Genomic DNA, 24,039 nt, shown 5'->3' on the forward strand with positions numbered 1-24,039 from the left:
CGTTCTAATTCTGACTCACACGCACATCGCCGCGTTCATCAATCCTTTTACTGTTCCCGAGAAGAGGGTCGTATGCACGACGACGAACTCGTCTCGCTCCGTCGAGACCTCCACCGGAAACCCGAGCCCGCCTGGCGGGAATTTTACACCACCGCGCGAATCGTCGAGGCCCTCGAGTCCCTCGAGGCCGACCTCGACCTGTACGTGGGACCCGAAGCCATAAACGGCGACCACCGCCTGGCACTGCCCGAGGATAGCGAGATCGACGCCTGGTACGAACAGGCCCGCGAGTACGACGTCGATCCCGACGTACTGGCCTCGCTCGAGGGCGGCTACACGGGCGCCGTCGCCGTCCTCGAGAAAGGCGAGGGCCCGACGGTCGGCCTCCGGGTCGACATCGACGGCCTCCCGCGGATCGAAGCCGACGATGAGGATCACAAACCCGCGGCCGACGGGTTCCGATCCGAACACGAGGCCATGCACGCCTGCGGGCACGATGCCCACGCGACGATCGGCATCGGCGTGCTCGACGCCGTCGCCGAGAGCGACTTTCAGGGGACTTTAAAGGTGTTCTTCCAGCCAGCCGAGGAGGTCATCGGCGGCGGGAAGGCGATGGCAAAGAGCGATCACCTCGCGGACGTCGACTACCTGCTGGCGATGCACATCGGGCTCGACCACCCGACGGGCGAAATCGTCGCCGGGATCGACGGCTTCCTCGCCGTTTCCCACCTCGAGGCGACGTTCCACGGCGAACCGGCCCACGCGGGCGCTCGTCCGGAAGAGGGGCGCAACGCGAACCAGGCGCTCGCGACGGCGGTCCAGAACCTGTACGCGATCCCGCGTCACTCCGACGGGGAGACGCGGGTCAACGCCGGCGTCATCGAAGGCGGCTCCGCGGCGAACATCATCGCGGAAGAGGCCCGCCTGGTCGCGGAGGTGCGCGGCGAGACGACCGAACTCATGGAGTACATGCGCGAGAAGGCCACGCGGGCACTCAGGTCCGCGGCCGAGATGCACGACTGCGACCTCGAGATCGAACTCGGTGCGGAAGCGCCGAGTGCGACGAGCGACGCGGCCCTCACCGGCATCGTTGCGGAAGTGGCGGGCGCAACCGACGGCGTCGACCGGGTCCTCGAGCGCGACAAACTCGGCGGGAGCGAGGATGCCACCTTCCTGATGCGGGAGGTCCAGCAGAACGGCGGGCTGGCGTGTTACGTCGGCGTCGGCACGGATCACCCCGGCGGCCACCACACCTCGACGTTCGACGTGGACGAGGCGAGCCTTCGTCACGGCGTCGACGTCCTGACGGGTGCGATCGAGCAGGTGAGTCTCGAGCGGCCCTGAGCCGATCAGTGGAGCCGAAGCGAAGACTCCAGCGACCAGCGACTTTACAACACTCCTGTGAGAACGGAAGGCAGATGGAAGACGTTCTGTGGTACGTCCTCGCAAGCTCTCGCGGGGGTCCGACGCGCGTCAGGATCCTCAGGGCACTCGAGGAGCGTCCGCGGAACGCCAACCAGCTCGCGACCGACCTCGAGTTCGACTACACGACGATTCGCCATCACCTGGACGTCCTGATGGAGAACAACGTCGTCCGCCGAACCGACGACGATTACGCGGCCGTCTACCTGTTCACCGAGCAGGTGCGGTCGAACTGGGACACCGTCGAAACTGTTCTCGAGGCGGTCGATCCGGACTCGGAGGCGAGGTAATCGCAATCATGGATCAATTTTGGACAACACGGATAACCGTCGACTGGAAAGGTGGGGATAGATGAGCGCCCTGTTCACGATCGCCTGGGTCGCCGCAGCGGTGAACGTCGTGCTACTGGCGGCTCTGGGCTGGGTCTGGGTGCAGGGCTACCGGCGACACGGCGCGAGTCACACCCTCGGGTTGCTCGTGTTCGCGTCGTTGCTCCTCGTTCAGAACGGGGTCTGGCTGTACTTCTACCGCCTCCACGAGGGGTACATCGGCTGGTTCGTGAACGCGGGGACGGACGTCCAATTCGGAATGGTGCTCCTCTGCGGCCTCGAGACGCTCGCCCTGGCCTTCCTCGTTCGCATCACGTGGTCCTGACGGGACGATTGGACACGAGGTCGTGACGGGGCGATTGGGGACGAATTTTGGACGGAGTTCGGAAAATCCTCATCTACCATATCGGCGTCGGTTTTGGTATGTCGATACCACGACGAACGGTCCTGCTCGCCGTCGGCTCGAGCGTCGCGATCGCCGGTTGCCTGGGCGACGAAGAATCGGACGGCGGAAGCGAAGATTCGACGGACGGGACGCAGACGGACGGTAGCGACGATTCGGGTGACGACGATAGCGAAAGTGAGAGCGAGAACGAAAACGAGACCGACGACGAAGGTGAATCCGACGCGACGGTTCGAGTTCGGTCCCATCCCGACCACGGCGACATCCTCGTCGGGCCGGAGGAACTGACGCTGTACAACTTCGATCAGGATACCCAGGACGAGATGGCGAGCACTTGCTACGACGACTGTGCCACGGCGTGGCCGCCGCTGACAGTCGAGGGGGAGGGAGACCCCACCGCCGGCGACGACGTCTCCGCGACGCTGACCACGTTCGAGCGGAACAACGGGGAAACACAGGTGGCCGCCGACGGCTGGCCGCTGTACTACTTCGCCTCTGACGAAGAACCGGGCGACGTGAACGGCCAGGGCGTCAACGACGTCTGGTGGGTCCTCAAGCCCGACGGAACGCCGATGCGGCCGGACGACAGTGGTGGCTCTGGCGACGACGGTAACTCGGATGAGACTGACGACACGGATGACTCAGATAGCGACGATGACGACGGCGTCGGTTACTGACGGTGTGTACCCCTCGGCCACCCGAGTCGCCGATCGAACGGCTTCCCTGAGACCCGAGCGCCGAACCACATCAAGTCTCTGAACGCGTTACAGGCGTGGTCTCGCCCCCGTCCGTACGCCCACAGACTATTCAATTCGGACGTGAAAGTGTCAGCCGATGACAAAAGACGAGGGACAGAACGGGGTCGAGAGCGAGGACGACGCCGACGAAGATGACGACGACGACCGCTACGGCTGGTATCTCGACAAACTCCTCGACCTGCTCGGGTTCATTTGAGACGCACCCACCTGCACCGACGCCCCGTCACTCGAGTCAGCCGTATTCTGAGCTCGTGGGTCGTGGCCGAGAGCGCGGCTGGTGGCCGGGAGCGCGGCTCGAACGACGGCGAGAGACGCGCTTTTCAGGGGAGGGCAGGCGCCACACCGACGTTCACCGCGAGTGAACGAAGTGAGCGAGCGGGCCGACGACCGACCAACGGGAGGGAGGAGTGTTTTTGGTCCAGCTTTTACCGAGGGACGTCACGACGGCTCCGAGCCGTCGTGACAGACCGCAGCGTAAAAGGTGGGTTCTAGTACTTGGGATCCGCACCCGTCGTCTCGTACACCGTCTCCATCAGGTCGTCGCGCTGGCGCTGCCAGTTCGGGAGCGCGTCGGGTCGCGAGGGATATCCCTCGTACTGCTCGAGCACCTCGTCGGCCCGGCGCTTCGTCCGGTAGAGGTTCAGGATCGTCCCCCAGTGGCCACGGCTCTTGACCAGCGCCTCGAGCTTGAGTTTCATGCCGATGTCCGTACTCCCCGAGTAGAGCGCCTCGGCGAGCTTGTCGCCGGGCATCGCCGCGAGCAGGCCCATGAGGTCGTCGACGTCGACGGCCGTCGAGAGGATGTTGTAGACGTCGAGAGCAGCGTAGCGGGCGCCGTAGTGGTCCATCACGCGCTCGTTGTACGCCCAGAGGGCGTGTTCGCTGACGTCGCCGTCTTCGATCGCCTCGATGGCCTGCTCGCCGGCGTATTTCCCGGCGTAGGCGGCCCCGGCGATGCCGCCGCCGGTGGTGGGGTTGACGTGGCCGGCGGCGTCGCCCACGGCCATGAAGCCGGGGTGCACCGCGGAGTCGTAGGGTCGTCGGGTGGGGAGGGCGGCGCCGAGTTTGTCCTCGACGCGGGCGCCGGCGAACTCCGGTCGGTTCCGGAGGTCGCGCTTGAGGTCCTCGACGAGTTTCATCGGCTGTTCGGTCATCTGGAAACCCAGTCCGGCGTTGATCTCAGTGTCCGTTCGGGGGAAGTACCAGAGGTAGCCCGCGGCGCGCTCGGTCGGCTTGAAGACGAGGGCGTCACTCCACTCGACGGGCTCCTCGACGTGGACGATTTCCCGGTAGGCCGAGCAGAACTGTGAGTAGGTGACGTTGGTGTCGAACGTCGAGTCCGAGAAATCGACCTTGTCCTGCAGGAGCGAGAGCGACCCGGCGCCGTCGATCACGATGTCGGCCTCGTAGGTGTAGGGATCGCCGCGGGACATCGCCCGGACGCCCGTAACCCGTCCGTTGTCCGCCTGGATCACGTCCTGGACGACGGTGTCGTAGTGGAACGTCGCGCCCGCATGTTTCGCCCCCTCGATGATCCGGCGGCCGTACTCCCAGCGGTCGACGACTGCGAGTTCCCCGGGGACCGGAATCTCGAGGACGGTGTCCTCGTGCGGAATCTCGAAGCGACCGTGGGTCACCTCGGTGTTGGTGAACGCCGGCTCGAGCTGGGACTTGGGGATCGCCTCGGGGAACGCGTCCGCGCCCTTCAGCGCGTCGCCGCAGGCGATGTGCCCGGCTTCTTTCTCCGATTTTCGCTCGAGGACGATCACCTCGTAGCCCGCCTTCGCGACGGTTGCGGCGGCGTAACACCCTGCCGTGCCGGCGCCGACGACGACCACGTCCGGCGACTGCTCGCGTTGGCCCGTCGTCGCGGCCGACTGCTCCATGCTGCTCATAACTCGACTCTCCACACCGGGGTAAGAAAACGTTTTTCGTGCGCCGTCGACCGCTCTGGAGTGTCGCCGTCCCCGATTCTGTCGGGAGGAAAACGACAGAGAGGGATAAAGAGTTTTAGTACGGTCTTTCGTACCGGCCAGTATGACCGAGTACACCGTCGAATTCGTCGGCACAGGCGAGACGATCACCTGCTCCGACACGCAGACGATTCTCAGTCGCTGTCTCGAGGAAGGAATCGCCCAGGAGTACTCCTGCCGCGTCGGGATGTGCCTGGCGTGTTCGGCGGAGATTCTCGAGGGCGAGGTCACTCAGCCGGCGGCCCGCGGGTTGACTGAGGAAGAGGCGGAAAACTACGCGCTGACCTGCATGGCTCGACCCCAGTCTGATCTGCGACTCGAGCGTGGGAAGTATCCGCCGAGCATCGAGGCCGATCTCGAAACCGGTGGCTCGAGCGATACGGCCCCGGCGGACGATTGAGCGGAGCAGGGGCTCCGAAAGCAGTATTTTCGAGGGACCACCCATCGTACCGATCGGCCGAGATAGGAGCCCCTCAACGCGCCGATTCTCTCTACTCTCCTCCTGACCGGATTTTATCCGCTGAAAAGGTTTTATACCACGAATATGATACACTACTAATGAATACCCGTTCGGCCGAAGCGAACACCGAGGACGTGCTCGTCGAACTGATCCGGCGACACGACGTTTTCGACGTACTGGCCGACGAACCCCTCGAGAAACCCGAACTCGCCGCAGCGCTCGAGGTTTCGCCGGCGACCGCCCATCGAATTCTCGCGTCGTTCCGGGAGAAGGATTGGATCCAACGGACGCCGCGTGGGTACACACTAACCCAGTTCGGCGAGGCACTGGGACGAGCCACCGCGACCTACCAGTCGACAGTCGCCGAGACGCACCGACTGGCTCCACTGTACGACGTGGTCACGGCCGCCGCGCCATCGGCGCCTATCGACTTCGCGTGGTTCGAGGACGCGACCGTCACCACTGTCGAGCCCCACGATCCATACCGCCCGCTGAATCGGTTCATCGAACTGCTCGAGGACACCTCCGCGATCCGCGGGTTCGACACGACGTCTGTCTCGCCAACCTACGTCGAGGACGTCTACGACCGCATCGCGGACGGGTTGCCGGTCGAACTCGTCTACGACCAGGCGGTCGTCGAACGGCTAGCGACCGAGTACACCGACCTCGCGACCGACGCGTTCGAGCGGGACAACTTCACGCTCTGGGTCCGCGAGGAGGTCCCGTTCGGTCTCGCGCTGTTCGACGATCGGGTCGGAATCGGAGGGTACGACGACGAGACGGGGCTCCTCGAGGTGTTCGTCGACACCGATAACGAGGACGCGTACGCGTGGGGAGAACAGGTGTTCAATCGCTATCGGGAAGATGCAGACCGTCTCGTCTGAATAGTCTACAAAAGCGACTCGAGACTCGAGCCGTCCTCCAACACTACGTATCGATGGAGACCAGCGCTAACTCGAAGGTTCGTTCGCCGTTCTCGTCGTAGTAGACGGTGTATGGCGCCAGTCCGAGGTCGGGTGCGAAACAGCCCTCGTGGACGGGCCGCCCGTCGACCTCGGTGACGGAGGCGTAGCACTCGACGCCCGCGTACGTTCGCCGTTCGGTGATCGCAAATCGCACTGAGCCGTCCGGCGAGGAGTACGACCACTCGTCGCCGACTGAAAGCGTGCGTCCCTCGTAGTACCCCATCGTGGGCGAGAAGAGCGTCGCGAGGACGAACGTGCCCGCTGGGGTGAGGATCAGGTCGCTCTGGAGGTCCTCCTTCGTCCCGCTGACGGTCGTCTCGAACTGGGTGTCGGTCGTCTCGTACTCGAGCGTGACGGTCGCCTCGTCGTCGGTCACGTCGGTGACGTCCCAGACGAGCGTTCCCGCTCCCTCGTCGGTCGAGTAGGTCTCGTAGGTGTAGGTGATCGGACGGTCGAACTCGAAGGGATTCCATGACGCGTCGCTCGCGTCGCCGTCCGTTGAGCGGTCTCCCGGGTCGGTCCCGTCGCTGTCGTCGTCACCGGTGGCTCCATCGTCGTCGACTTGTGCGTCTCCGATCGGGACGTCGTCGAGACAGCCGCCGAGAACGAGGGCCGTGGTGACGCCTGCGGTCCGAAGAAGCCGTCGCCTCGAGAGGACGCGATTCGCACGTGATTGCATGGACCGATCGTTGGCTCCTGAGGATATTGTACTCACTCGATGAGACGAATTCACGGCGTGAACGGGGGATGGGAATGGTACGGTATGAGCGAAGAACGGGGACGAAACGATCGAAGCGCGAGGCGGGTGGCCTCGACCTCCGCTCGAGAATCTCAGAGAGCCGAATCGGTATCCCCAGAATCGACTATTAGACGGAACAAAACGCGGGAAATCGACGGGTCAGTCGACGAAGTCGATGTCGTCGCCCTCGGGCTGGACGGCCTCGCCGTTCGGTCGGCCGTAGATCTGCGGGGATTCGACGCCGGTGACGACGATCATTGTGCGCATCGAGCCCTCGAGGGTCTCGTCGATCGAGGTCCCCCAGATGATGCGGGCGTCGGGGTCGATCCGGTCGTAGATCTCTTCGACGACGCCTTCTGCCTCCTCGATGGACATGTCGTTGCCACCGGTGACGTTGACGAGCGCGGAGTTCGCGCCGGAGATGTCGACGTCGAGCAGGGGCGATCGAAGCGCTGTCTTCACGGAGTCCTCGGCTTTCGCCTCTGAATCGGACTCCCCGAGACCGATCATGGCGACGCCGCCGCGCTCCATCACGGTGCGGACGTCGGCGAAGTCGAGGTTGACCAGACCGGGTTTGGTGATGAGTTCGGTGATACCCTTGACCGAGCGCATCAGGACCTCGTCGCTGACCTTGAACGCCTGGCGGACGGGGAGTTTGCCGACCGAGTCGAGCAGTCGGTCGTTCGGAACGACGATGACGGTATCGGAGACGTCCCGCAGGCGCTCGAGGCCGGCCTCGGCGTTCGTTCGCCGGACCTCGCCCTCTGCGGTAAAGGGCGTCGTAACGATCGAAATCGTCAGTGCGCCGGACTCGCGGGCCGCCTTGGCCACGACGGGGGCCGAACCGGTGCCGGTACCGCCGCCCAATCCGGCCGTGACGAACACCATGTCGGCGCCGTCGATCGCGTCGTAGATGTCCTGCTGGCTCTCGAGGGCGGCTTCCTCGCCGACCTGCGGGAGCGAGCCGGCGCCGCGGCCCGACGTCTTCTGCTCGCCCATCAGGATCTTGGTGTCGGCGTCGATCTCGACGAGGTGCTGGACGTCGGTGTTGGCGGCGACCAGTTTCGCGCCGTGGATGCCCTCCTCGTTCATCCGATCGACGGTGTTGCCGCCCGCACCGCCGCAGCCGACGACCGTGATGTTCGTTTGGAGGTCGTCGAGCACGTCGAGCAGTTCGTCGTCGGTCATCGTTCCGGAGTTCGCGCCAGCGTCGGCCCCGCCCTCGTGGGGTTCCTCGGCCCCGGGGACGCCCTCGGCGGCGTCCTCCTCGGCCTCGTCGATGGCATTTTCGACAATTGAGTCCATTCTTGCTCCGTTCTAGAGGATGGAGTATTATTATCTTTCCCCCATGCGTCAGTCAGACGTCAGACATAGTAATGGATTCTTACACATAATCAGGTTGTCACTGATGTACCAGCAGAAGAAACCCCGTAACTGATCGTTACTTCTCGTCCTCGAGACGGTTCCACGGGAACGATTTGCTCCGTTCTCGAGAGACGTCCTCGGCCCGAACGGGCCGCCCATCGACGGTCACGTCCTCACCCGCTGACAGTCGTCCGAACTTCGGGCCCTCCGGGACGCCCGCCTCGCGAGCGAGCGCCGGATCGAAGGCCACCTCGCGGACGACCACGGCTCGCTCGCGGACGTCGACGGCCTCGTAGCGGTCCTCGAGTACCGCCGCAGCCGTGCGAACGATGGACTCGAGCGGGCCCTCACCAGCGGCGGAGGTAGCGGGAAAGGCGGCTCGTCCCCCGACTCGGCTCCCGCCGTTTCGCGTCTCGAACGCGACCGCAGTGGACTCGAGGCTCGCTCGAACGGCCTCTGCGTCGACGGCTTCCGCGGCCTCGAGCAGTTCCGTAGGCAGCTCGACGACCGCGAATTCGTCCGCTCGGCTGGACCCGAAGCGAACGCCGTCGTCGACGGCTCCCAGTCTGGACTCGACCGCGTCGACGAGGTCCAGGGGCCGGTCGCCGACCTCGCGAAGCCAGGTTTCGCTCACGACGCGGTAGCCGAGGTCCTCGATCGTGGCCTCGAGGGCGGGCCACTCGCCGTCGAGGACGGCGTGATCGGCGTCGCTCGCGTCGAACGCCGCCTCGATAACCTCACGGTGGTCGGCCGGGTCGCCCATCGCCTCGAGTGCCCAGTCGGCGGCGACGTGGCCGACGGCCCACGGCGTCTCCCTGGCGATCCGTTCGAACCGGGGGACGTAGTGGTTGCCGCCGAAGCCGACGAAGGTCCGTCGCCGGTGCGGGGCGATGTCCCGCAACTCGAGAATGGCCTTCGCGACGGCACGAGCACCCTCGGGGTCGTCCCACTGTGCGTCGTCGCTTCCCAGTTCCGCGAACAGCGAGGGACAGCCGACGTCGGTCGGGCCGTGGTGGGTGCACTCGAGGCCAGTGTCGTACCCCTCGGGCGCGTGGCGGTCGAACGCCTCGAGGAGTTCGGCGAGGGCGTTCGGCGCCGCCTCGGCGACGGCGTTCGGCTCCCCGCCGTACTCCGCAGGGCCGAAGTTGCCAGTCGAGTGGGCCGTCAGCAGCGGGCCGGTGTTCCCAGAGTGGCGCGAGGCGAAGACGAGCAGGTCGGGCTCGGGGTCGACGTCGAAGGCGTCGACGAGCCGTTCGAGGTCCAGATGGAGGGCTTCGAACGACCGCAACTCGGCGCCATCGGTGCGGTAGTAGGTGTCGCCGCCCTCGGCGTCGGGCGTCTCCGGATCGACGCGTTCCTCCCAGTCACTCAGCTCGCGGAGGTGGGAGCAGATGTGGCTCGAGGCGCGGTCGGCGCGGCTCTCGACGATTGCGATCACGGATCGTCGTCGGCCGCGGGGAACCGAATAGGCTCCGTTTTTGATCCGTTGGTAGCGATTCGAACTGCGCGTACCTCGACGGGCTGGAAGCGAAGTTCGTCGGTCAAAAACGACGACTGCAAGCAAGATGGCTGCGAACGAATCGATCGAGAATGTACATCAGTTACACAACATATTTTGCCTGGAGTTCCCGTATCGTCAGTATGAACACCGTGACTCGCCTCTACATGCGCGCCGACGAGTGGGCGAAGGGACTCTCTCGAGTGCGGTATGCAGCCCTGCTGGGTATGTCGGCAGGTATCGGCGTTCTCGCGGTTGGTCTTCTGTTGAGTGATGAGTTCCCCCTCGTTCAGGCTCTCACGATGGGAATCGTGATGTTCTCACTGGAGTGTGCGTTTGGGGCGTTCCAGACGACCGAGGAGTGATGGGAGACAGATCTGTGACGAAGCGATTCACAAATCGGTCCGGGCGGATGCGAATCTCGACGACCCCGAGTCGGCAGTGACGGCGTCGACGTGGGGGCAGCACCGAGCCGTCTGTGGGACCGACTCAGCGCTCGAGGTCGACGGTCAGGTCGGTCGCGATCCAGCCATCGGTGTTGTTCCACTCGGTGAAAACGGCTTTGCCGGGGCGGGTCTCGTGACAGGTCACCAGGCAGTCGGCGTCCGCGTCGTCGGAGCGCTCGAGCGAGCGCCCGTCGTCACGCTGTACGGGAACGTCCATTAGCAGGTGTTAGGCGAGCCTAAACCTATATAGGTTTTGGTCCGCCTAAGACGACGGCGGCCGACCACGCCCGCGGACTTTTGGCCTCGGCCGACGAACGTCGACCCATGAGCAACGAGACGCCCGACGTCGCCCCCGTCGTCGAGGAGACGGCAACCGACATCGCCGACATGGAGGTTCGCGGCGCCGCGACCATCGCCGACGCCGCGGCGGCCGCCCTCGCCGCCCAGGCCGAACGCTCCGAGGCGGACTCGCCGGAAGCGTTCCGCGAAGAACTCGAGGCCGCGGCTTCGGCGCTGTACGAGACGCGACCGACCGCGGTGAGCCTGCCAAACGCCCTGCGGTACGTCCTCCGTGGCGTCGAGGGCGAGACCGTCGCAGCCATGCGCGAGTCGACGGTCGCTCGCGCCGAGGCGTTCCAGGCGGACCTCGAGCAGGCCCAGGAGACCCTCGGTGAGGTCGGCGCGAACCGGCTACGCGACGGCGACGTCGTCATGACCCACTGCCACTCGACGGACGCGCTCGCCTGCGTCGAGGCCGCCGTCGAGGACGGCAAGCACATCGAGGCAATCGTCAAGGAGACCCGGCCGCGCCTCCAGGGGCACATCACCGCCAGTGAGTTGCGCTCGATGGGCGTCCCCGTCACGTTGATCGTCGACAACGCCGCCCGCCGGTACCTCGACGAGGCCGACCACGTACTCGTCGGGGCCGACAGCATCGCCGCCGACGGCAGCGTCATCAACAAGATCGGCACCAGCGGCCTGGCCGTCAACGCCCGGGAGCGCGGCGTGCCGGTGATGGTCGCCGCCCAGTCGATCAAACTCCACCCCGACACGATGACCGGCCACACCGTCGAAATCGAGATGCGTGACGAGCGGGAAGTGCTCGAGGAGACGGCTTACGCGGACGTCGCGGCCGACGGCGACGTTCCCGACGACGGCCTCACCGTCGAGAACCCGGCGTTCGACGTGACCCCGCCCCGCCACGTCGACGCCATCGTCACCGAGCACGGGCAGTACCCGCCCGAGAGCATCGTGATGCTCATGCGCGACCTCTTCGGCGAGACGACGACCGATCCCTGGGCGGTCTGAGGCCGCGCTACGGCCGAACGTCGCCGATAACCGGAAATTGTTTCACGCTGGTCTGTCCCAGTAGTGCTATGGTAGTACCCGAGGGATTCGTCTTGCCGCCGTGGTACGTGGTGGTGCCGCTGGCGGTGGTGCTTCTGGGGACCGTCGCGCTCCTGTGGGTGCTGGCGCCGCCGGTGACCGACGAGACGGTGATGGCGTTCGTCCCGTGGATGATGCTGGGGTCGACGCTGTACGTCCTGTACCAGCTCGAGCAGTTTCCCGCGAGCCTCGAGGCACTGTTCAGTGCGCCGACGGTGTACGTGACCACGGCGACGGTTGCCGGGTTGACCTGGATCGCCGGCAGCTTTCTGTATGCCGCCGGCTTGCAACGATCGATCGAACGCTTCGTCGGCATCGTCGGAACCGGCTTCGCCGTCGTCTTCGCCACGTTCACCGTGCTGATCGGCTGGCAGATGGGGACATTCGAACCCTTCTGGCCGGTGATCACCGTCGTCGTCACCGGCGTCGTCGCCGCCATCGCCTGGGTGGCCCTCAGCCTCTGGCTGACCGACGTCGCGGCCGTGACGGGGGTGACCGGCGCGCTGGTCGTCTTCGCCCACGCCCTCGACGGCGTGTCGACGGCGATCGGCTACGACGTCCTCGGCGTCCGCGAGGACGTCCCCGCCTCGGCGTTCATCCTCGAGGTGGGCGAGATGCTCCCGACGGCGGGGTACATCGGTGGCGGCTGGCTGTTCGTCCTCGTGAAGGTCGTCCTCGCGCTGATCATCGTCTCGCTGTTCGAGGAGTACGTTCGCGAGGAGCCCCGCCAGGCCCGAATCGTCCTCGGATTGATCGCAGCCGTCGGACTCGGTCCCGGTGTCCACAACGTCCTCCTGTTTACCGTGGGCGTGGGGGCGTGAGGGCGGGTTGGCTCGAGTTAATCGAGAAGCCCCGACGACCGCTCAAGTAACTGAGTGAACCCGACAACTGCTCGAGTGACCGAGAAAACATGACGAACGCCCGTGTAGCGAGAAACCCGACGACCGCTCACAGATCGAGAGGAGACGACAACGTTTTTTGACCGGCTCTCGTCTCTCCGCCATCGTCGAATGGTCACCGTACTCACCGCCGGCCACGTCAACTGGGACGTCACCCTCCGCGTCGACCGCTTCCCCGAACCCGACGGCGAGGCCGCCATCCGCTCGCAACGCCAGTCCGGCGGCGGAAGCGCCGCGAACGTCGCCGCCGCGCTCGCCACCCTCGAGGTCGAGGCCGGCCTCGTCGGGAGCGTCGGCGACGACGACAACGGCCTCCTCGCCAGGCGCGAACTCGAGGCCGCGGGCGTCGATCTCGAGGGCGTTCGGATCATCGAGGGCGCCGACACCGCGGTCAAGTACATCCTGGTCGACGACGACGGCGAGGTGGCCGTCCTCGGGAACGACGGGGTCAACGAGGCCGTTCGGCCGTCCGATCTGGACCCAAACCGCATCGAGCGCGTCGATCACGTGCACCTGACGAGCCAGCGACCGGATACGGCCGGCCGCCTCGCCAGTCTTGCCAGCGACGCCGGCGTGACCGTCAGCATCGATCCCGGACGGCGGCTGGCCGAACGCGACTACGACGAGGCACTGGCCCACGCGGACGTGATCTTCGCGAACGACCGGGAGGTCGAGGCGATGATCGAGGAGACCTACCCCACGTCGGACTTCAGCGACCGTATCCTGGCCGTCAAGTACGGCAGTGACGGGGCCGAAGTCCACACGCCTGGAGGATCGGTTCACCACCCCGGGTTCGACATCGAAGCCGTCGACACGACGGGTGCCGGCGACGCGTTCGCGGCTGGCTTTCTCGCGACGTACCTCGAGACCGACGACGTCGAACGGATCCTCGAGTTCGCGAACGCCTGTGGCGCGCTCGCGGCGAGCGTCGAGGGGGCACGGTGTGCGCCGACGGTTGATGCAGTCGAGGCGCTACTCGACGACGCCCGCACCCGCTGATTTCGTGCCACTTTTTACCACGTTCTTCACTACCAAACTATTGCAGACAGTGGTGTCTGACGGTAGTTATATGGCGTTAGTCGTTGGCAACTCGAGTAGCGTCACGGAGACGTATACCTGATAGACATGAACGAACGAACAGTAGGGGCCGTTCGCTCCCGGGGGACTGGGGCACGACATCACGTTCGGTACGAGCGGGACGACGACGAGCCACTGAGCGTGGCCACGGCGTCCGCAATTGCGATGTACAGGGCCGAAGAGGTACTTTCGTCGTCGACACAGCTGTACGAGTACGTCGACCCGGAGGCACTCGATGCGCTGTTCGCAGACAGGCACGACGGGACGCCTCGCGAAGCGGGCCGAATCACGATCGATCTCCCCGACGGGCTGGTCGTCATCACGTCGACGTCCATTCACGTCACGCCCGACGACGAGCGACAAGAGATTACGTCGTAACCGCGCGTACGCCGAAGCTCACCGCCTACGCCCAGTGGAACTCTGTGCGACGAATCGTGTCGGCGATACGACGGGCGGCGATAGCGAGCAGCGACGGCGAGTAAGGGACCGAGCAGCCAGCAGGACAGTAAGGGGGAGCGGCGGCTCACAATCTGAACTCGAGCGCTCCGAGCGTCGGCGTCAGATAATGGCACGGCTCTCGAGTCGTCGGTACTGGGGAGGTCCGATCACCGAGCACCGGTTTCCGAGCCCGAGGAACTCTATCTCGAGTGGCGTCACGAACCGATCGGCTTCCGCCGGACGGAACGCGACCTTTTTGCGGCCGGTCCGAGAATCGCCGTCCATGGCAACCCAACCGCACCTGCTCGTCGACGACGGTGACGTCCACGACATCGCGCTGATTCCGGGCGACCCGGGACGCGTCGACCGCATCGCGAGTCACTGCGACGAATCCGAGACGATCGCTCAGAACCGCGAGTACAAGGTCGTCAACGCCGTCTACGACGACCGCGAACTGACCATCTGTTCGACCGGCATCGGCTGCCCCTCGGCGGCCATCGCGCTCGAGGAACTGTCGAACGTCGGCGTCGAGACGTTCGTCCGCGTCGGAACGACCGGTGCTCTCCAGCAAGAGATCGAGATTGGCGACATGATCGTCGCGACCGGCGCCGCCAAGAACGAGGGCACCTCGAAACGCTACGAGGACGTGGAGTACCCGGCCGTGCCGGACTACGAGGTTCTCACGGCGCTGGTCGACGGCGCGGAGGAAAACGGCGAGGACGTCCACGTCGGCCCCATCGCCAGCGACGACGCCTACTACGCCGAGACGGACGAGTACGTCGAGAACTGGGAGGCCGCCGACCTGCTCTCGGTCGAGATGGAAGCCGCGGCCGTGTTCACCCTCGCGCGACGCAAGGGGCTCCGCGCCGGCGCCATCTGCACCGTTGACGGGAACCTCGTGAAGGGCACCCAGAAGGGGACCGACACCGAGGACAACGAACTGCCCGAGAAGGCCAAAAACAACGTCGCTCGAGCGATCGACATCGCGCTCGAGGCGACGACAAACCTGTAGCCGAGGTCGCTGCGATATTCGAGAGTCCCATCGCGGACGCTCCCTTCGTTTGGCGACTTCTTATGCTGACTCGAGCGACGACTACCATTATCTCGAGCGTATGCCTGGAGGATCTCGAGCGTACTCGAGGACGATTCCGCAGTGGGCGGGCGGGTCCGCGCGTCTCGCGTTCACAGGTACCGTTCCATCTCGTAGTCGCCACGGTTGCGCGCCGTCGTCTCGAACCCGGCCGATCGGTAGAGGTTCATCGCGATGCGATTGTTCCGGTCGACGGTCAGCCAGACGTTGGTCACGCCGTTTTCCCGACCGTACTCGAGCAAACGACCGATGAGTTGCGTCCCGATCCCCGCCGACTGGTACGCCGGCCGGACGAAGATCGCCAGCTCGGCCCGGTCGTCGAACGGAACCAGGACGGCATGACCGACCACGTCGCCTCGATGGCGCGCGACGACGTGGAGCCCCTGGTCCAGGAGTCCGTCGATCCACTCGCGTACCCGGGGCTCGCCCCGCGGTGGAAGCCCCTGTGATCGCGATTCGTCGTCGAAGTGGGTGTACATCTCGACCAGCGGTTCGCGGCCGCCAGCGTACGCGTCGACGGTGATCGATCGCTCTGCGCGATCCGTAAACGTCGTCGGGGGCGAGGATCGTCGGTGCTGATCGGTGGCGATGACCATACGTTCGCTTCGGGCGACACGGTCCTAAGCCTGGCTCGCGTTCCCAGTCCCTGGGAGACGAGGGTTTGCGGGGTCAGTTCGCCGAATCCGTCGGTTCCACGTGTATCGTTTGAGCTGCGAGGGCAGTTGACTCGAGGAGCAGTCGGCGGCCACAGTTCGAGAGCGGAAACGAGCGAGTTTCGGCGAGTAACTGTCAGAAGACCGGACAGAGGGCTTAACCCTCCCCGTCGCATTCAGGGAGATATCCGATGATACGCCCCACCCGCGAACGAGAGCAATCCGCGACGTCGGCGACGAAAGAAACGGACTCGACTCAGTCGACGGTCAAACAGTGTCCGGAGTGTGAGTCCGAGTCGCTCGTCACGAGCGATGGGGGGAGCGAAATCAGTTGCGAGCGGTGTGGGCTGATCGTCGAGGAATCCCGGATCGACCGCGGGCCGGAGTGGCGGGCGTTCAACGCAGCCGAGCGCGACAGCAAGTCGCGTGTCGGCGCACCGACGACCCAGACGATGCACGACAAGGGGCTGACGACGGCCATCGACTGGAAGGACAAGGACGCCTACGGCCGCTCGCTCTCCTCGGAGAAACGAAGTCAGATGCATCGCCTGCGCAAGTGGCAAGAGCGCATCCGGACCAAGGACGCGGGCGAGCGCAACCTGCAGTTCGCCCTCTCCGAGATCGACCGGATGTCCTCGGCGATGGGCATTCCACGATCCGTCCGCGAGGTCGCCTGCATGCTCTATCGCCGAGCGCTCCAGGAGGACCTCATCCGCGGGCGGTCCATCGAGGGCGTCGCCACCTCGGCGCTGTACGCCGCCTGCCGAATCGAGGGCATCCCGCGGAGCCTCGAGGAGGTCGCCGCCGTCTCGCGGGTCGACCGCAAGGAGATCGGTCGTACCTACCGTTACGTGGCTCAGGAACTCGGCCTGGGCATGGAGCCCGTCGACCCGAAGAAGTACGTTCCCCGATTCTGTTCGGAACTCGAGCTCTCCGAGGAGGTCCAGGCGAAGGCCAACGAGATCATCGACGTCACCGCCGAGAAGGGGCTTCTCTCCGGAAAATCGCCGACGGGTTACGCTGCCGCGGCCATCTACGCCGCCTCGCTGCTCTGCAACGAGAAGAAGACCCAGCGAGAGGTCGCCAACGTCGCGCAGGTGACCGAGGTGACGATCCGCAACCGATACCAGGAGCAGATCGAGGCGGTCGGACTGTACTGACACTCGAGCGAAACACCGCCAGCGAACCCATTTTTATATCAGTGAAGATATACGTGTCTGACGTACGTTTAAGTATCGAGAACAGTCCCTAGTAGGTATGCCGAAAAACCGCGTCGAGCGACTCGAGGCGACCGTGAAGGAACTCGAGTCCACCGTGGAGGGACTGACCGAAGAACTCGTCGAATCGAAAGAACGGATCCGCGTGCTCGAGGCCGAGTTGGATACCGAAATCCCGACGCGCGTCCCGGAGCGACGCCAGTCGGCTGACGTCGAGGCCGAGACCGAGGGCGACGAGACGCCGGAAGCCGCCCAGAACGACGTCGCCGAGGCGGCCGCGGAAGCCGACGGCGTCGAGGAAGAAGACGAAGCGCTCGAGGGCGAACCAGAAGACTCAGGTACCGACGACATTATTGTCGCATAACTCGTCGACTCGCCCGACTCACGTCGGCGGTCGACGCCCGCTCTACGGAGATCTCGAATGCACATCAAGGCGCTCGTCCTGGACAATTTCAAGAGTTTCGGCCGAAAGACGAAGATCCCCTTCTACGAGGACTTCACCGTCGTCACGGGCCCGAACGGCTCCGGCAAGTCGAACATCATCGACGCCGTCCTCTTCGCACTCGGCCTGGCTCGCACCCGCGGGATCAGGGCCGAGAAACTCACCGACCTGATCTACAACCCGGGCCACGACGGCGAAGGAGAGTCGTCCGGCCCGCGCGAAGCGATCGTCGAGGTCATCCTCGACAATAGCGACGAGACGCTGACGCGCTCGCAGGTCGTCAACGCCGCCGGCAGCGACGACGTCGGCGACTGCGAGGAGATCCGCATCCGTCGTCGGATCAAGCGCACCGAGGACAACTACTACTCCTACTACTATCTCAACGACCGCTCGGTCAACCTCTCGGACATCCAGGACCTGCTCGCCCAGGCCGGCGTCACCCCCGAGGGCTACAACGTCGTCATGCAGGGCGACGTCACCGAGATCATCAACATGACGCCGTACAACCGGCGCCAGATCATCGACGAAATCGCCGGCGTCGCCGAGTTCGACGCCAAGAAGGAGGACGCCTTCGGCGAACTCGAGATCGTTCAGGAACGCATCGACGAGGCCGAGTTGCGCATCGGCGAGAAGCGCGACCGCCTCGCCCAGCTCGAGGACGAGCGCCAGACGGCGCTTCGCTACCGCCGACTCCGCGAGGAAAAAGAGGAGTACGAGGGGTATCTCAAGGCGAGCGAACTCGAGGACAAGCGCGAGGAACTCGCGGGCGTCGAGGAGAAGATCGACGGCCTCGAGGGCGACCTCGAAGCGCTCCAGCGCGAACTCGACGAGCGCCAGGGGACGGTACTCAGGCTCGAAGAGGACCTCGAGGATCTCAACGCCGAAATCGAGCGCAAGGGCGAGGACGAGCAGTTGCGGATCAAAAGCGAGATCGAATCCGTCAAGGGCGAAATCTCCCGCCTCGAGGATCGCATCGAGGCGACGACCGAGCGGATCGAGGAGGCCGAATCCACTCGGCGAGAGGCGTTCGTCCAGATCGACCGCAAACAGGAACAGGTCGCCGACCTCGAAGACGAGATGCGCGAGTACAAACTCGAGAAGGCCTCGCTCACGTCCGAAGTGCAGGAACGCGAGAGCGAGGTCGAACGTCTCGAGGCCGAGATCGACGACGTCGACACGGAGTACGACGAGGTCAAAGCCGACCTCCGGGAGCGAAAGGACGAACTCGAAACGGCGAAGACCGAGAAGAACGACCTCCAGCGCGAGCAGGATCGGCTGCTCGACGAGGCCCGTCGCCGCTCGAACGAGGTGAGCGAAACCGAGGCCGAGATCGAAGCCCTCCAGGAATCGATCCCCGAAATCGAGACCCAGCGCAAGGATCTCGAGCGCGAACTCCAGAAGGCCGAGGCCAACCGCGAGAACATCACGGGCGTCGTCGAGGACCTGCGCGAGGAGAAGCGCGAACTGCAGGCGAAACTCGAGGAGATCGACGACGAGTTACAGGCCAAACAGGCCGAGTACGCCGAACTCGAGGCCAACGCGGGCGAGAGCGGCGACTCCTCGTTCGGCCGAGCGGTGACGACGATCCAGAACGCGGCTATCGACGGCGTCCACGGCCCCGTCGCCGAGCTGGGCAGCGTGAGCGGCGAGTACGCCGTCGCCTGTGAAACCGCGGCGGGCGGCCGACTGGCGAACGTGGTCGTCGACGACGACGTGATCGGCCAGCAGTGCATCGAGTACCTCAAGTCGCGCAACGCCGGGCGAGCGACGTTCCTCCCGATCACGAAGATGCGCTCACGGGGGCTGCCGAACGCGCCCTCGGATCCGGGAGTTGTCGACTTCGCGTACAACCTCGTCGACTTCGACGACCAGTACGCGGGCATCTTCTCGTACGTCCTCGGGGACACGCTCGTCGTCGAGGACATCGAGACCGCCCGAGCGTACATGGGCGACTACCGTATGGTCACCCTCGACGGCGACCTCGTCGAGAAGAGCGGGGCGATGACCGGTGGCTCCCGGAAGGGATCCAGGTACTCGTTCACCAGCGGCGGGAAGGGACAACTCGAGCGCGTCGCGACCCAGATCACCCAGCTCCAGGACGAGAAACAGTCCGTCCGGAGCGATCTCCGCGGGGTCGAAGAGCGCCTCGACGACGCCCGCGACCGCCAGACCGACGCCGCCGACGAGGTGCGCTCGATCGAGGCCGAACTCGAGAAGCTAGACGAGAAACGAGCGCGCATCGAGGGCGACGTCGAGGATCTCGAGACGAAACTCGAGGACCTCGAGGACGAGCGCGAGTCCGTCGACGAGCGAATGACCGAAATCGCCGACGAGATCGAGGCGACCACGGGAGAGATCGACGAGATTCAGGCCGCCATCGACGACCTCGAGACCGAACTCGCCGACTCGAAGATCCCCGAACTCACCGCCCAGATCGAGGACCTCGAGGCCGAAATCGACGAGCGAGAAGAGCGGATGGACGCCCTCGACACGAAGCTCAACGAACTCGGCCTCGAGAAGCAGTACGCCGAGGACGCCATCGAGGACCTCCACGACGACATCGAGACGGCCCAGAACCGCAAGGCCGAACTCGAGTCGACCATCGAGGAGTGCGAGGCCGCCATCGAGGACAAACGCGGGGAGCTCGAGGAAAAGCGCGAGGCCGTCGCGGAACTCGAGGACGAGTTAGCCGAACTCAAAGGCGAACGGTCGGAGGTCAAGGAGGCCGTCTCGGAGGCCCGAACGGCCCGGGACCAGCAACAAGATCGCGTCAACGCCGTCGAGAGCAAACTCGAGTCCGCCCGCGAGCGCGCCGGCGCACTCGAGTGGGAGATCGACGCCCTCGAGGAGGAAGTCGGCGAGTACGACCCCGAAGACGTCCCCGACCACGACACCGTCGTCGAGATGGTCGAGTTGCTCGAGGCCGACATGGAAGCGCTCGAGCCGGTGAACATGCTAGCGATCGACGAGTACGACGAGGTGCGCTCGGACCTCGACGACCTCGAGGAGGGACGGGAGACGCTGGTCGAGGAAGCGGAGGGTATCCGCGAGCGAATCGAACAGTACGAGACCCAGAAGAAGCGGACGTTCATGGAGTCCTACGACGCAATCGCCGAGCACTTCACCGACATCTTCGAGAAGCTCTCGGAGGGGACGGGGACGCTCCACCTCGAGGACGAGGACGACCCGTTCGAGGGCGGCCTGACGATGAAGGCTCAGCCAGGCGACAAGCCCATCCAGCGCCTGGACGCGATGTCCGGTGGCGAGAAGTCCCTGACCGCGCTGGCGTTCATCTTCGCCATCCAGCGTCACAACCCGGCGCCGTTTTACGCCCTCGACGAGGTCGACGCGTTCCTCGACGCGGTCAACGCCGAGCGCGTCGGCCAGATGGTCGACGAACTCGCGGGTCGGGCCCAGTTCGTGGTCGTCTCTCACCGCTCGGCGATGCTCGATCGGTCCGAGCGAGCCATCGGCGTCACAATGCAACAGGACAACGTCTCGGCCGTGACTGGGATCGACCTGAGCGGCGACGGAGACGGAGACGGCGAAGAGGTCCCGGCAGATGACTGACGGCGACAGCGAGAACGACATCCCGCTGCAGATCGCCGGTCACGAGGATCGCGAGCGGCCGGGGTCTGATGGGAACTCGAGAGTCGGGGAGTCGGTCCTCGCGTTCGACGAGAGCGAGATCACTGGCTCGGATACCAGGGAGGACCTCGAGACGGCGGGCGATGGCGGAGACGACGGGGGCGAGAGCAAGGACGAGGCTGGGAACGAAGGCGAAGACGAAGACGAGGTCGAACCCGTCGAACTCCTCGTCCAGCTCGCCAAAGACGGCGAGATCGACCCCTGGGACATCGACATCGTCGCCGTCACCGACAAGTTCCTCGAGGTACTCGACGACGCCGACCTCCGAACGTCGGGGCGGGCGCTGTTCTACGCGAGCGTCCTCCTCCGGATGAAGAGCGACGAACTGTTCGCCCCCGACCAGCCCGAGGAAGAGGAACTCCCGCCCTGGGAGGCCCCCTTCACCGACGACGCGGCGATGGAGGACGCGGCGCCGGGCTTCGACCCCATCGAGAGCCTCGAAGCCGAGATGGATCGTCGCCTCGAGCGCAAGCACGCCCGCGGGAAGCCCGAGACGCTGGACGAACTGGTGCGAGAGCTCCGGGACGCCGAGCGCGGCACCTGGTGGAAGTCCTCCAGGAGTTACGACACGAGTGGTTCCCCGCACGGGTACGGCCGCGGGATGCAGGAGCTGAGCTACCACTCGGGGGACGACTTCCGAGTGGACGACGAGCCGACGGCCGACGACGTGACTCACACGGCTCACGAGGAGGACATCGAGGCCGTCATCGACGACGTCGAGGCCGAAATCGAGTCCCACTACGAGAAGGGGCGCGACGAAGTACTGTACGCTGAGATCGATCACGTGGGCGGCACCCGCGTGATGACCTACCTCGCGTTGCTGTTTCTGGCCCACCGCGGGCGGCTGGTTCTCGAGCAGGACGAGTTATTCGGCGACCTCTGGATCGCACCCGTGACGCCGGAGCCCGAGGTCGAGGAAGCGGTCGCGGATTGAGCGGGACGGCTCGAGTTGGCTGTTTCTCCGGAAGTTGGACGGTCATCATCTCCAACGATTCGTTCCATCAGTACGCTGATTATGGCGCGAGCTCACGTGTCGGGTATGTTCCCGGAACGTCTCGAGACCGACCGACTCGTTCTCGAGCGACTCTGTCACGAGAACGCCGATACGTTCGAACTGTACGACCGCTTTTCGGCTGGGGAGGCGGACGCCGAGGTGTTCGAGTACGTGCCGCAGGAGCCGTACCGGACGCCGAAGGACGCACTCGAGCAGATCGACGACGCAGAGGAACGGTGGAACGATTGCGAGGCCGCGGAGTACATCGTGCGGCCGAAGGAAGGCGAGGAAGGAGCGGGACAGCTTGCCGGAACGGCCCGACTGTACTGTGAGTGGAAGCGAGAGACGGGACAGCTAGGGCTCATTCTCGCGAAGCCGTTCTGGGGACGCGGCTACTCGAGGGAACGTGCAGCGGCGCTGATGGAACTCGCCTTCGATCACCTCGACCTCGCGCTCGTCACGGCAGGGTACAACGACGGCAACGAGAAGTCGAGGCGAGCCATCGAGGCGTACGTCAACGCCCACGGCGGCCAGTACGACGGGGTGCTCAGGAACTGGGTGCCGATGAGCGACGGGGTCGACGACTTACACCGGTACACTGTTTTACGGGAACAGTACGAGCAAGCGGTTGTCGATTGATCGAGATGGATCGCTCGAGTCGGCGCTATCGACCGGTGAAACACCTATCGGTGGACGTAGCGAACCGACATTGACGGGCATGAACACAGCGTATTTCTGGCCCACACAAAATATATCACTGTCAGTGGAGGAATTGTATCGAGGAAACACTTTGGACGAGAGCGAGACCACTTCCGTCGATCAGGTCGCGGCGGGTTACGACGTATTAGCGGAGAAGGCAGACGAGGATTTGAGACGCGAGGCGAGTCCGTGGGGCGACAGCCACTTCCAGCGCCACTATTCCTGGCCCGCCCTGCAACAGGCTCTCCCGGAACTCGATGACCGTCGGGTGTTGCTCGCCGGGTGCGGACGCGGGGATCACGTGGAGTGGTTCCGCGAGCAGGGTGCGACGGTAACCGGCGTGGACGTGAGCGAGGCAGCGATTCGGCGTGCACAAGAGCGATTCGACGACGAGGCGACCTTCTACCACGCCGATCTGACCGACCACCTGGAGTTCGACGACGACGATTCGTTCGACCTCCTAGTCAGCAATCTGGTGTTCAGCCACATCGAGGCATGGCGGCCTGTCTTCGAGGAATTTCACCGTTTGCTGGCCCCCGGTGGGATTCTCGTTATCGCGACTATCCACCCGCGATATATCCGTTCGGGCGCCGGTATCGAGAGCTACGACGAGACGACGAAGTTGATGAACGAGTGGCCAGGGGTCGAGATTCCGACGTACTATCGCCCGATGAACGCGGTCGTCACCCCGTTTATCGAAGCCGGGTTTCGTCTCGAGGCGTTCGACGAACCGAAACCGCAGGAGTCGTACGAGGAGCACTCCCCAGAGCGGTACGAGGACGCGTTACGACGGCCGGAACTACTCGTAATTCGAGCGCGAGCGGATCAGTAGAAAGCGGGCCGACCGCCACCGACCGCGACGATTTTTGGTGCTGGCCGACAGGAAGCGCGTATGGAACGCGTGCAGGCAGCCCTCGGCGGACTGGTCGTGGTCGTCGCCCTCTACGGCGGGTACGTCCTCGTGCGAACGCTCACTCGAGCGCTCTACGCGATCGTCTGGTTCACCGAAACCGTCGCGATGTTCGCGTTCGCCCTGCTGATCGGTTACGTCGCGTACCGGGTGCTCTGGGGCGTGAGCGACGATCCGAGACGTCACTGACGGCGGAGGTTCGACGAGCGACGACCTGTGACTCGGGTC

Annotated in this window: 25 protein-coding genes; 19 read left to right on the forward strand and 6 right to left on the reverse strand. The window is 64.9% G+C overall.

Annotation, left to right across the window (positions count from 1 at the left end):
- Positions 1-72: 72 nt before the first annotated feature.
- The 4 genes from J1N60_RS18140 (at position 73) to J1N60_RS18155 (ending at position 2,831) form a co-directional block, all read left to right on the forward strand.
- Positions 73-1,344, forward strand: a complete 1,272-nt coding sequence (locus J1N60_RS18140; protein WP_312909354.1) for an amidohydrolase — start codon at positions 73-75, stop codon at positions 1,342-1,344.
- Positions 1,345-1,418: 74 nt separating this feature from the next.
- The gene (locus tag J1N60_RS18145; protein ID WP_312909355.1) at positions 1,419-1,712 is read left to right on the forward strand and encodes a winged helix-turn-helix domain-containing protein; all 294 of its coding nucleotides are present in this window, start codon (positions 1,419-1,421) and stop codon (positions 1,710-1,712) included.
- Between the two features lie 61 nt (positions 1,713-1,773).
- The gene (locus J1N60_RS18150; protein ID WP_312909356.1) at positions 1,774-2,076 is read left to right on the forward strand and encodes a DUF8036 family membrane protein; all 303 of its coding nucleotides are present in this window, start codon (positions 1,774-1,776) and stop codon (positions 2,074-2,076) included.
- Between the two features lie 98 nt (positions 2,077-2,174).
- Positions 2,175-2,831, forward strand: a complete 657-nt coding sequence (locus J1N60_RS18155) for a COG4315 family predicted lipoprotein (RefSeq protein ID WP_312909357.1) — start codon at positions 2,175-2,177, stop codon at positions 2,829-2,831.
- 569 nt (positions 2,832-3,400) lie between these two features.
- On the opposite strand, the gene J1N60_RS18160 is transcribed toward J1N60_RS18155, so the two are convergent.
- Complete coding sequence (locus tag J1N60_RS18160) at positions 3,401-4,807, reverse strand: geranylgeranyl reductase family protein (protein ID WP_312909358.1); 1,407 nt, start codon at positions 4,805-4,807, stop codon at positions 3,401-3,403.
- 142 nt (positions 4,808-4,949) lie between these two features.
- Here J1N60_RS18160 and J1N60_RS18165 point away from each other — a divergent pair, with 142 nt between their 5' ends.
- Positions 4,950-5,285: a 2Fe-2S iron-sulfur cluster-binding protein gene (locus J1N60_RS18165; RefSeq protein ID WP_312909359.1), complete on the forward strand. Its 336-nt coding sequence runs from the start codon at positions 4,950-4,952 to the stop codon at positions 5,283-5,285.
- Between the two features lie 158 nt (positions 5,286-5,443).
- Positions 5,444-6,229: a helix-turn-helix transcriptional regulator gene (locus tag J1N60_RS18170; protein ID WP_312909360.1), complete on the forward strand. Its 786-nt coding sequence runs from the start codon at positions 5,444-5,446 to the stop codon at positions 6,227-6,229.
- Between the two features lie 43 nt (positions 6,230-6,272).
- Here the strand turns inward: J1N60_RS18170 and J1N60_RS18175 are convergent, their stop codons facing one another.
- The 3 genes from J1N60_RS18175 to J1N60_RS18185 all read right to left on the reverse strand — a co-directional run bounded on the left by J1N60_RS18175 (position 6,273) and on the right by J1N60_RS18185 (position 9,852).
- Positions 6,273-6,989, reverse strand: coding sequence for a hypothetical protein (locus J1N60_RS18175; protein ID WP_312909361.1), 717 nt, complete (start codon positions 6,987-6,989; stop codon positions 6,273-6,275).
- Between the two features lie 219 nt (positions 6,990-7,208).
- Complete coding sequence (ftsZ, locus tag J1N60_RS18180; RefSeq protein WP_312909362.1) at positions 7,209-8,354, reverse strand: cell division protein FtsZ; 1,146 nt, start codon at positions 8,352-8,354, stop codon at positions 7,209-7,211.
- A gap of 136 nt (positions 8,355-8,490) precedes the next feature.
- Positions 8,491-9,852, reverse strand: a complete 1,362-nt coding sequence (locus J1N60_RS18185) for a D-aminoacyl-tRNA deacylase (protein ID WP_312909363.1) — start codon at positions 9,850-9,852, stop codon at positions 8,491-8,493.
- A 203-nt stretch (positions 9,853-10,055) separates the two neighbouring features.
- Between J1N60_RS18185 and J1N60_RS18190 the strand changes: the two genes are divergently transcribed.
- Positions 10,056-10,277, forward strand: coding sequence for a hypothetical protein (locus tag J1N60_RS18190; RefSeq protein WP_312909364.1), 222 nt, complete (start codon positions 10,056-10,058; stop codon positions 10,275-10,277).
- A gap of 124 nt (positions 10,278-10,401) precedes the next feature.
- On the opposite strand, the gene J1N60_RS18195 is transcribed toward J1N60_RS18190, so the two are convergent.
- Positions 10,402-10,575 (reverse strand): hypothetical protein, encoded by a 174-nt coding sequence (locus J1N60_RS18195; protein WP_253437811.1) that lies wholly within the window; start codon positions 10,573-10,575, stop codon positions 10,402-10,404.
- A gap of 107 nt (positions 10,576-10,682) precedes the next feature.
- Between J1N60_RS18195 and J1N60_RS18200 the strand changes: the two genes are divergently transcribed.
- From J1N60_RS18200 to J1N60_RS18220, 5 genes are all read left to right on the forward strand, one after another.
- A complete protein-coding gene (locus J1N60_RS18200) occupies positions 10,683-11,666 on the forward strand; it encodes a ribose 1,5-bisphosphate isomerase (RefSeq protein WP_312909365.1) in 984 nt (327 codons plus the stop codon).
- Positions 11,667-11,734: 68 nt separating this feature from the next.
- A complete protein-coding gene (locus tag J1N60_RS18205; protein ID WP_312909366.1) occupies positions 11,735-12,565 on the forward strand; it encodes a DUF63 family protein in 831 nt (276 codons plus the stop codon).
- A gap of 189 nt (positions 12,566-12,754) precedes the next feature.
- Positions 12,755-13,642, forward strand: coding sequence for an ATP-dependent ribose-1-phosphate kinase (locus J1N60_RS18210; protein WP_312909367.1), 888 nt, complete (start codon positions 12,755-12,757; stop codon positions 13,640-13,642).
- Between the two features lie 126 nt (positions 13,643-13,768).
- Positions 13,769-14,098 carry a HalOD1 output domain-containing protein gene (locus tag J1N60_RS18215; RefSeq protein ID WP_312909368.1) on the forward strand — a complete coding sequence of 110 codons (330 nt, stop codon included), beginning with the start codon at positions 13,769-13,771 and terminating at the stop codon, positions 14,096-14,098.
- Positions 14,099-14,441: 343 nt separating this feature from the next.
- Positions 14,442-15,170 (forward strand): guanosine phosphorylase, encoded by a 729-nt coding sequence (locus J1N60_RS18220; protein WP_312909369.1) that lies wholly within the window; start codon positions 14,442-14,444, stop codon positions 15,168-15,170.
- A 170-nt stretch (positions 15,171-15,340) separates the two neighbouring features.
- Here the strand turns inward: J1N60_RS18220 and J1N60_RS18225 are convergent, their stop codons facing one another.
- Positions 15,341-15,844, reverse strand: coding sequence for a GNAT family N-acetyltransferase (locus J1N60_RS18225; protein WP_312909370.1), 504 nt, complete (start codon positions 15,842-15,844; stop codon positions 15,341-15,343).
- A gap of 248 nt (positions 15,845-16,092) precedes the next feature.
- Here J1N60_RS18225 and J1N60_RS18230 point away from each other — a divergent pair, with 248 nt between their 5' ends.
- From J1N60_RS18230 to J1N60_RS18260, 7 genes are all read left to right on the forward strand, one after another.
- Entirely contained in the window at positions 16,093-17,061 is a 969-nt protein-coding gene (locus tag J1N60_RS18230) for a transcription initiation factor IIB (RefSeq protein ID WP_312909371.1), read from the forward strand.
- A gap of 97 nt (positions 17,062-17,158) precedes the next feature.
- Positions 17,159-17,482: a DUF7518 family protein gene (locus tag J1N60_RS18235; protein ID WP_312909372.1), complete on the forward strand. Its 324-nt coding sequence runs from the start codon at positions 17,159-17,161 to the stop codon at positions 17,480-17,482.
- Between the two features lie 57 nt (positions 17,483-17,539).
- Positions 17,540-21,130, forward strand: a complete 3,591-nt coding sequence (smc, locus tag J1N60_RS18240; protein WP_312909373.1) for a chromosome segregation protein SMC — start codon at positions 17,540-17,542, stop codon at positions 21,128-21,130.
- Positions 21,123-22,142: a segregation/condensation protein A gene (locus tag J1N60_RS18245; RefSeq protein ID WP_312909374.1), complete on the forward strand. Its 1,020-nt coding sequence runs from the start codon at positions 21,123-21,125 to the stop codon at positions 22,140-22,142. The genes smc and J1N60_RS18245 overlap by 8 nt, the downstream gene beginning before the upstream one ends.
- Positions 22,143-22,247: 105 nt before the next feature.
- On the forward strand, positions 22,248-22,841 hold the full coding sequence (locus J1N60_RS18250) for a GNAT family N-acetyltransferase (protein WP_312909375.1): 594 nt from the start codon (positions 22,248-22,250) through the stop codon (positions 22,839-22,841).
- 151 nt (positions 22,842-22,992) lie between these two features.
- The gene (locus tag J1N60_RS18255) at positions 22,993-23,733 is read left to right on the forward strand and encodes a class I SAM-dependent methyltransferase (RefSeq protein ID WP_312909376.1); all 741 of its coding nucleotides are present in this window, start codon (positions 22,993-22,995) and stop codon (positions 23,731-23,733) included.
- Between the two features lie 60 nt (positions 23,734-23,793).
- Positions 23,794-24,000, forward strand: coding sequence for a hypothetical protein (locus J1N60_RS18260; protein ID WP_312909377.1), 207 nt, complete (start codon positions 23,794-23,796; stop codon positions 23,998-24,000).
- The last annotated feature ends 39 nt before the right edge of the window (positions 24,001-24,039 follow it).

The organism is Natronosalvus caseinilyticus, from assembly GCF_017357105.1.
GTDB lineage: Archaea > Halobacteriota > Halobacteria > Halobacteriales > Natrialbaceae > Natronosalvus > Natronosalvus caseinilyticus.

Coding starts and splice junctions, on each gene's coding strand:
- J1N60_RS18165 (WP_312909359.1), top strand. CDS start 4,950: ATGACCGAGTACACCGTCGAATTCGTCGGCACAGGCGAGACGATCACC.
- J1N60_RS18145 (WP_312909355.1), top strand. CDS start 1,419: ATGGAAGACGTTCTGTGGTACGTCCTCGCAAGCTCTCGCGGGGGTCCG.
- J1N60_RS18235 (WP_312909372.1), top strand. CDS start 17,159: ATGCCGAAAAACCGCGTCGAGCGACTCGAGGCGACCGTGAAGGAACTC.
- J1N60_RS18190 (WP_312909364.1), top strand. CDS start 10,056: ATGAACACCGTGACTCGCCTCTACATGCGCGCCGACGAGTGGGCGAAG.
- J1N60_RS18195 (WP_253437811.1), bottom strand. CDS start 10,575: ATGGACGTTCCCGTACAGCGTGACGACGGGCGCTCGCTCGAGCGCTCC.
- J1N60_RS18220 (WP_312909369.1), top strand. CDS start 14,442: ATGGCAACCCAACCGCACCTGCTCGTCGACGACGGTGACGTCCACGAC.
- J1N60_RS18260 (WP_312909377.1), top strand. CDS start 23,794: ATGGAACGCGTGCAGGCAGCCCTCGGCGGACTGGTCGTGGTCGTCGCC.
- J1N60_RS18205 (WP_312909366.1), top strand. CDS start 11,735: ATGGTAGTACCCGAGGGATTCGTCTTGCCGCCGTGGTACGTGGTGGTG.
- J1N60_RS18225 (WP_312909370.1), bottom strand. CDS start 15,844: ATGGTCATCGCCACCGATCAGCACCGACGATCCTCGCCCCCGACGACG.
- J1N60_RS18150 (WP_312909356.1), top strand. CDS start 1,774: ATGAGCGCCCTGTTCACGATCGCCTGGGTCGCCGCAGCGGTGAACGTC.
- J1N60_RS18160 (WP_312909358.1), bottom strand. CDS start 4,807: ATGAGCAGCATGGAGCAGTCGGCCGCGACGACGGGCCAACGCGAGCAG.
- J1N60_RS18215 (WP_312909368.1), top strand. CDS start 13,769: ATGAACGAACGAACAGTAGGGGCCGTTCGCTCCCGGGGGACTGGGGCA.
- J1N60_RS18230 (WP_312909371.1), top strand. CDS start 16,093: ATGATACGCCCCACCCGCGAACGAGAGCAATCCGCGACGTCGGCGACG.
- J1N60_RS18170 (WP_312909360.1), top strand. CDS start 5,444: ATGAATACCCGTTCGGCCGAAGCGAACACCGAGGACGTGCTCGTCGAA.
- J1N60_RS18200 (WP_312909365.1), top strand. CDS start 10,683: ATGAGCAACGAGACGCCCGACGTCGCCCCCGTCGTCGAGGAGACGGCA.
- J1N60_RS18250 (WP_312909375.1), top strand. CDS start 22,248: ATGTTCCCGGAACGTCTCGAGACCGACCGACTCGTTCTCGAGCGACTC.
- J1N60_RS18140 (WP_312909354.1), top strand. CDS start 73: ATGCACGACGACGAACTCGTCTCGCTCCGTCGAGACCTCCACCGGAAA.
- J1N60_RS18210 (WP_312909367.1), top strand. CDS start 12,755: ATGGTCACCGTACTCACCGCCGGCCACGTCAACTGGGACGTCACCCTC.
- J1N60_RS18175 (WP_312909361.1), bottom strand. CDS start 6,989: ATGCAATCACGTGCGAATCGCGTCCTCTCGAGGCGACGGCTTCTTCGG.
- ftsZ (WP_312909362.1), bottom strand. CDS start 8,354: ATGGACTCAATTGTCGAAAATGCCATCGACGAGGCCGAGGAGGACGCC.
- J1N60_RS18155 (WP_312909357.1), top strand. CDS start 2,175: ATGTCGATACCACGACGAACGGTCCTGCTCGCCGTCGGCTCGAGCGTC.
- smc (WP_312909373.1), top strand. CDS start 17,540: ATGCACATCAAGGCGCTCGTCCTGGACAATTTCAAGAGTTTCGGCCGA.
- J1N60_RS18245 (WP_312909374.1), top strand. CDS start 21,123: ATGACTGACGGCGACAGCGAGAACGACATCCCGCTGCAGATCGCCGGT.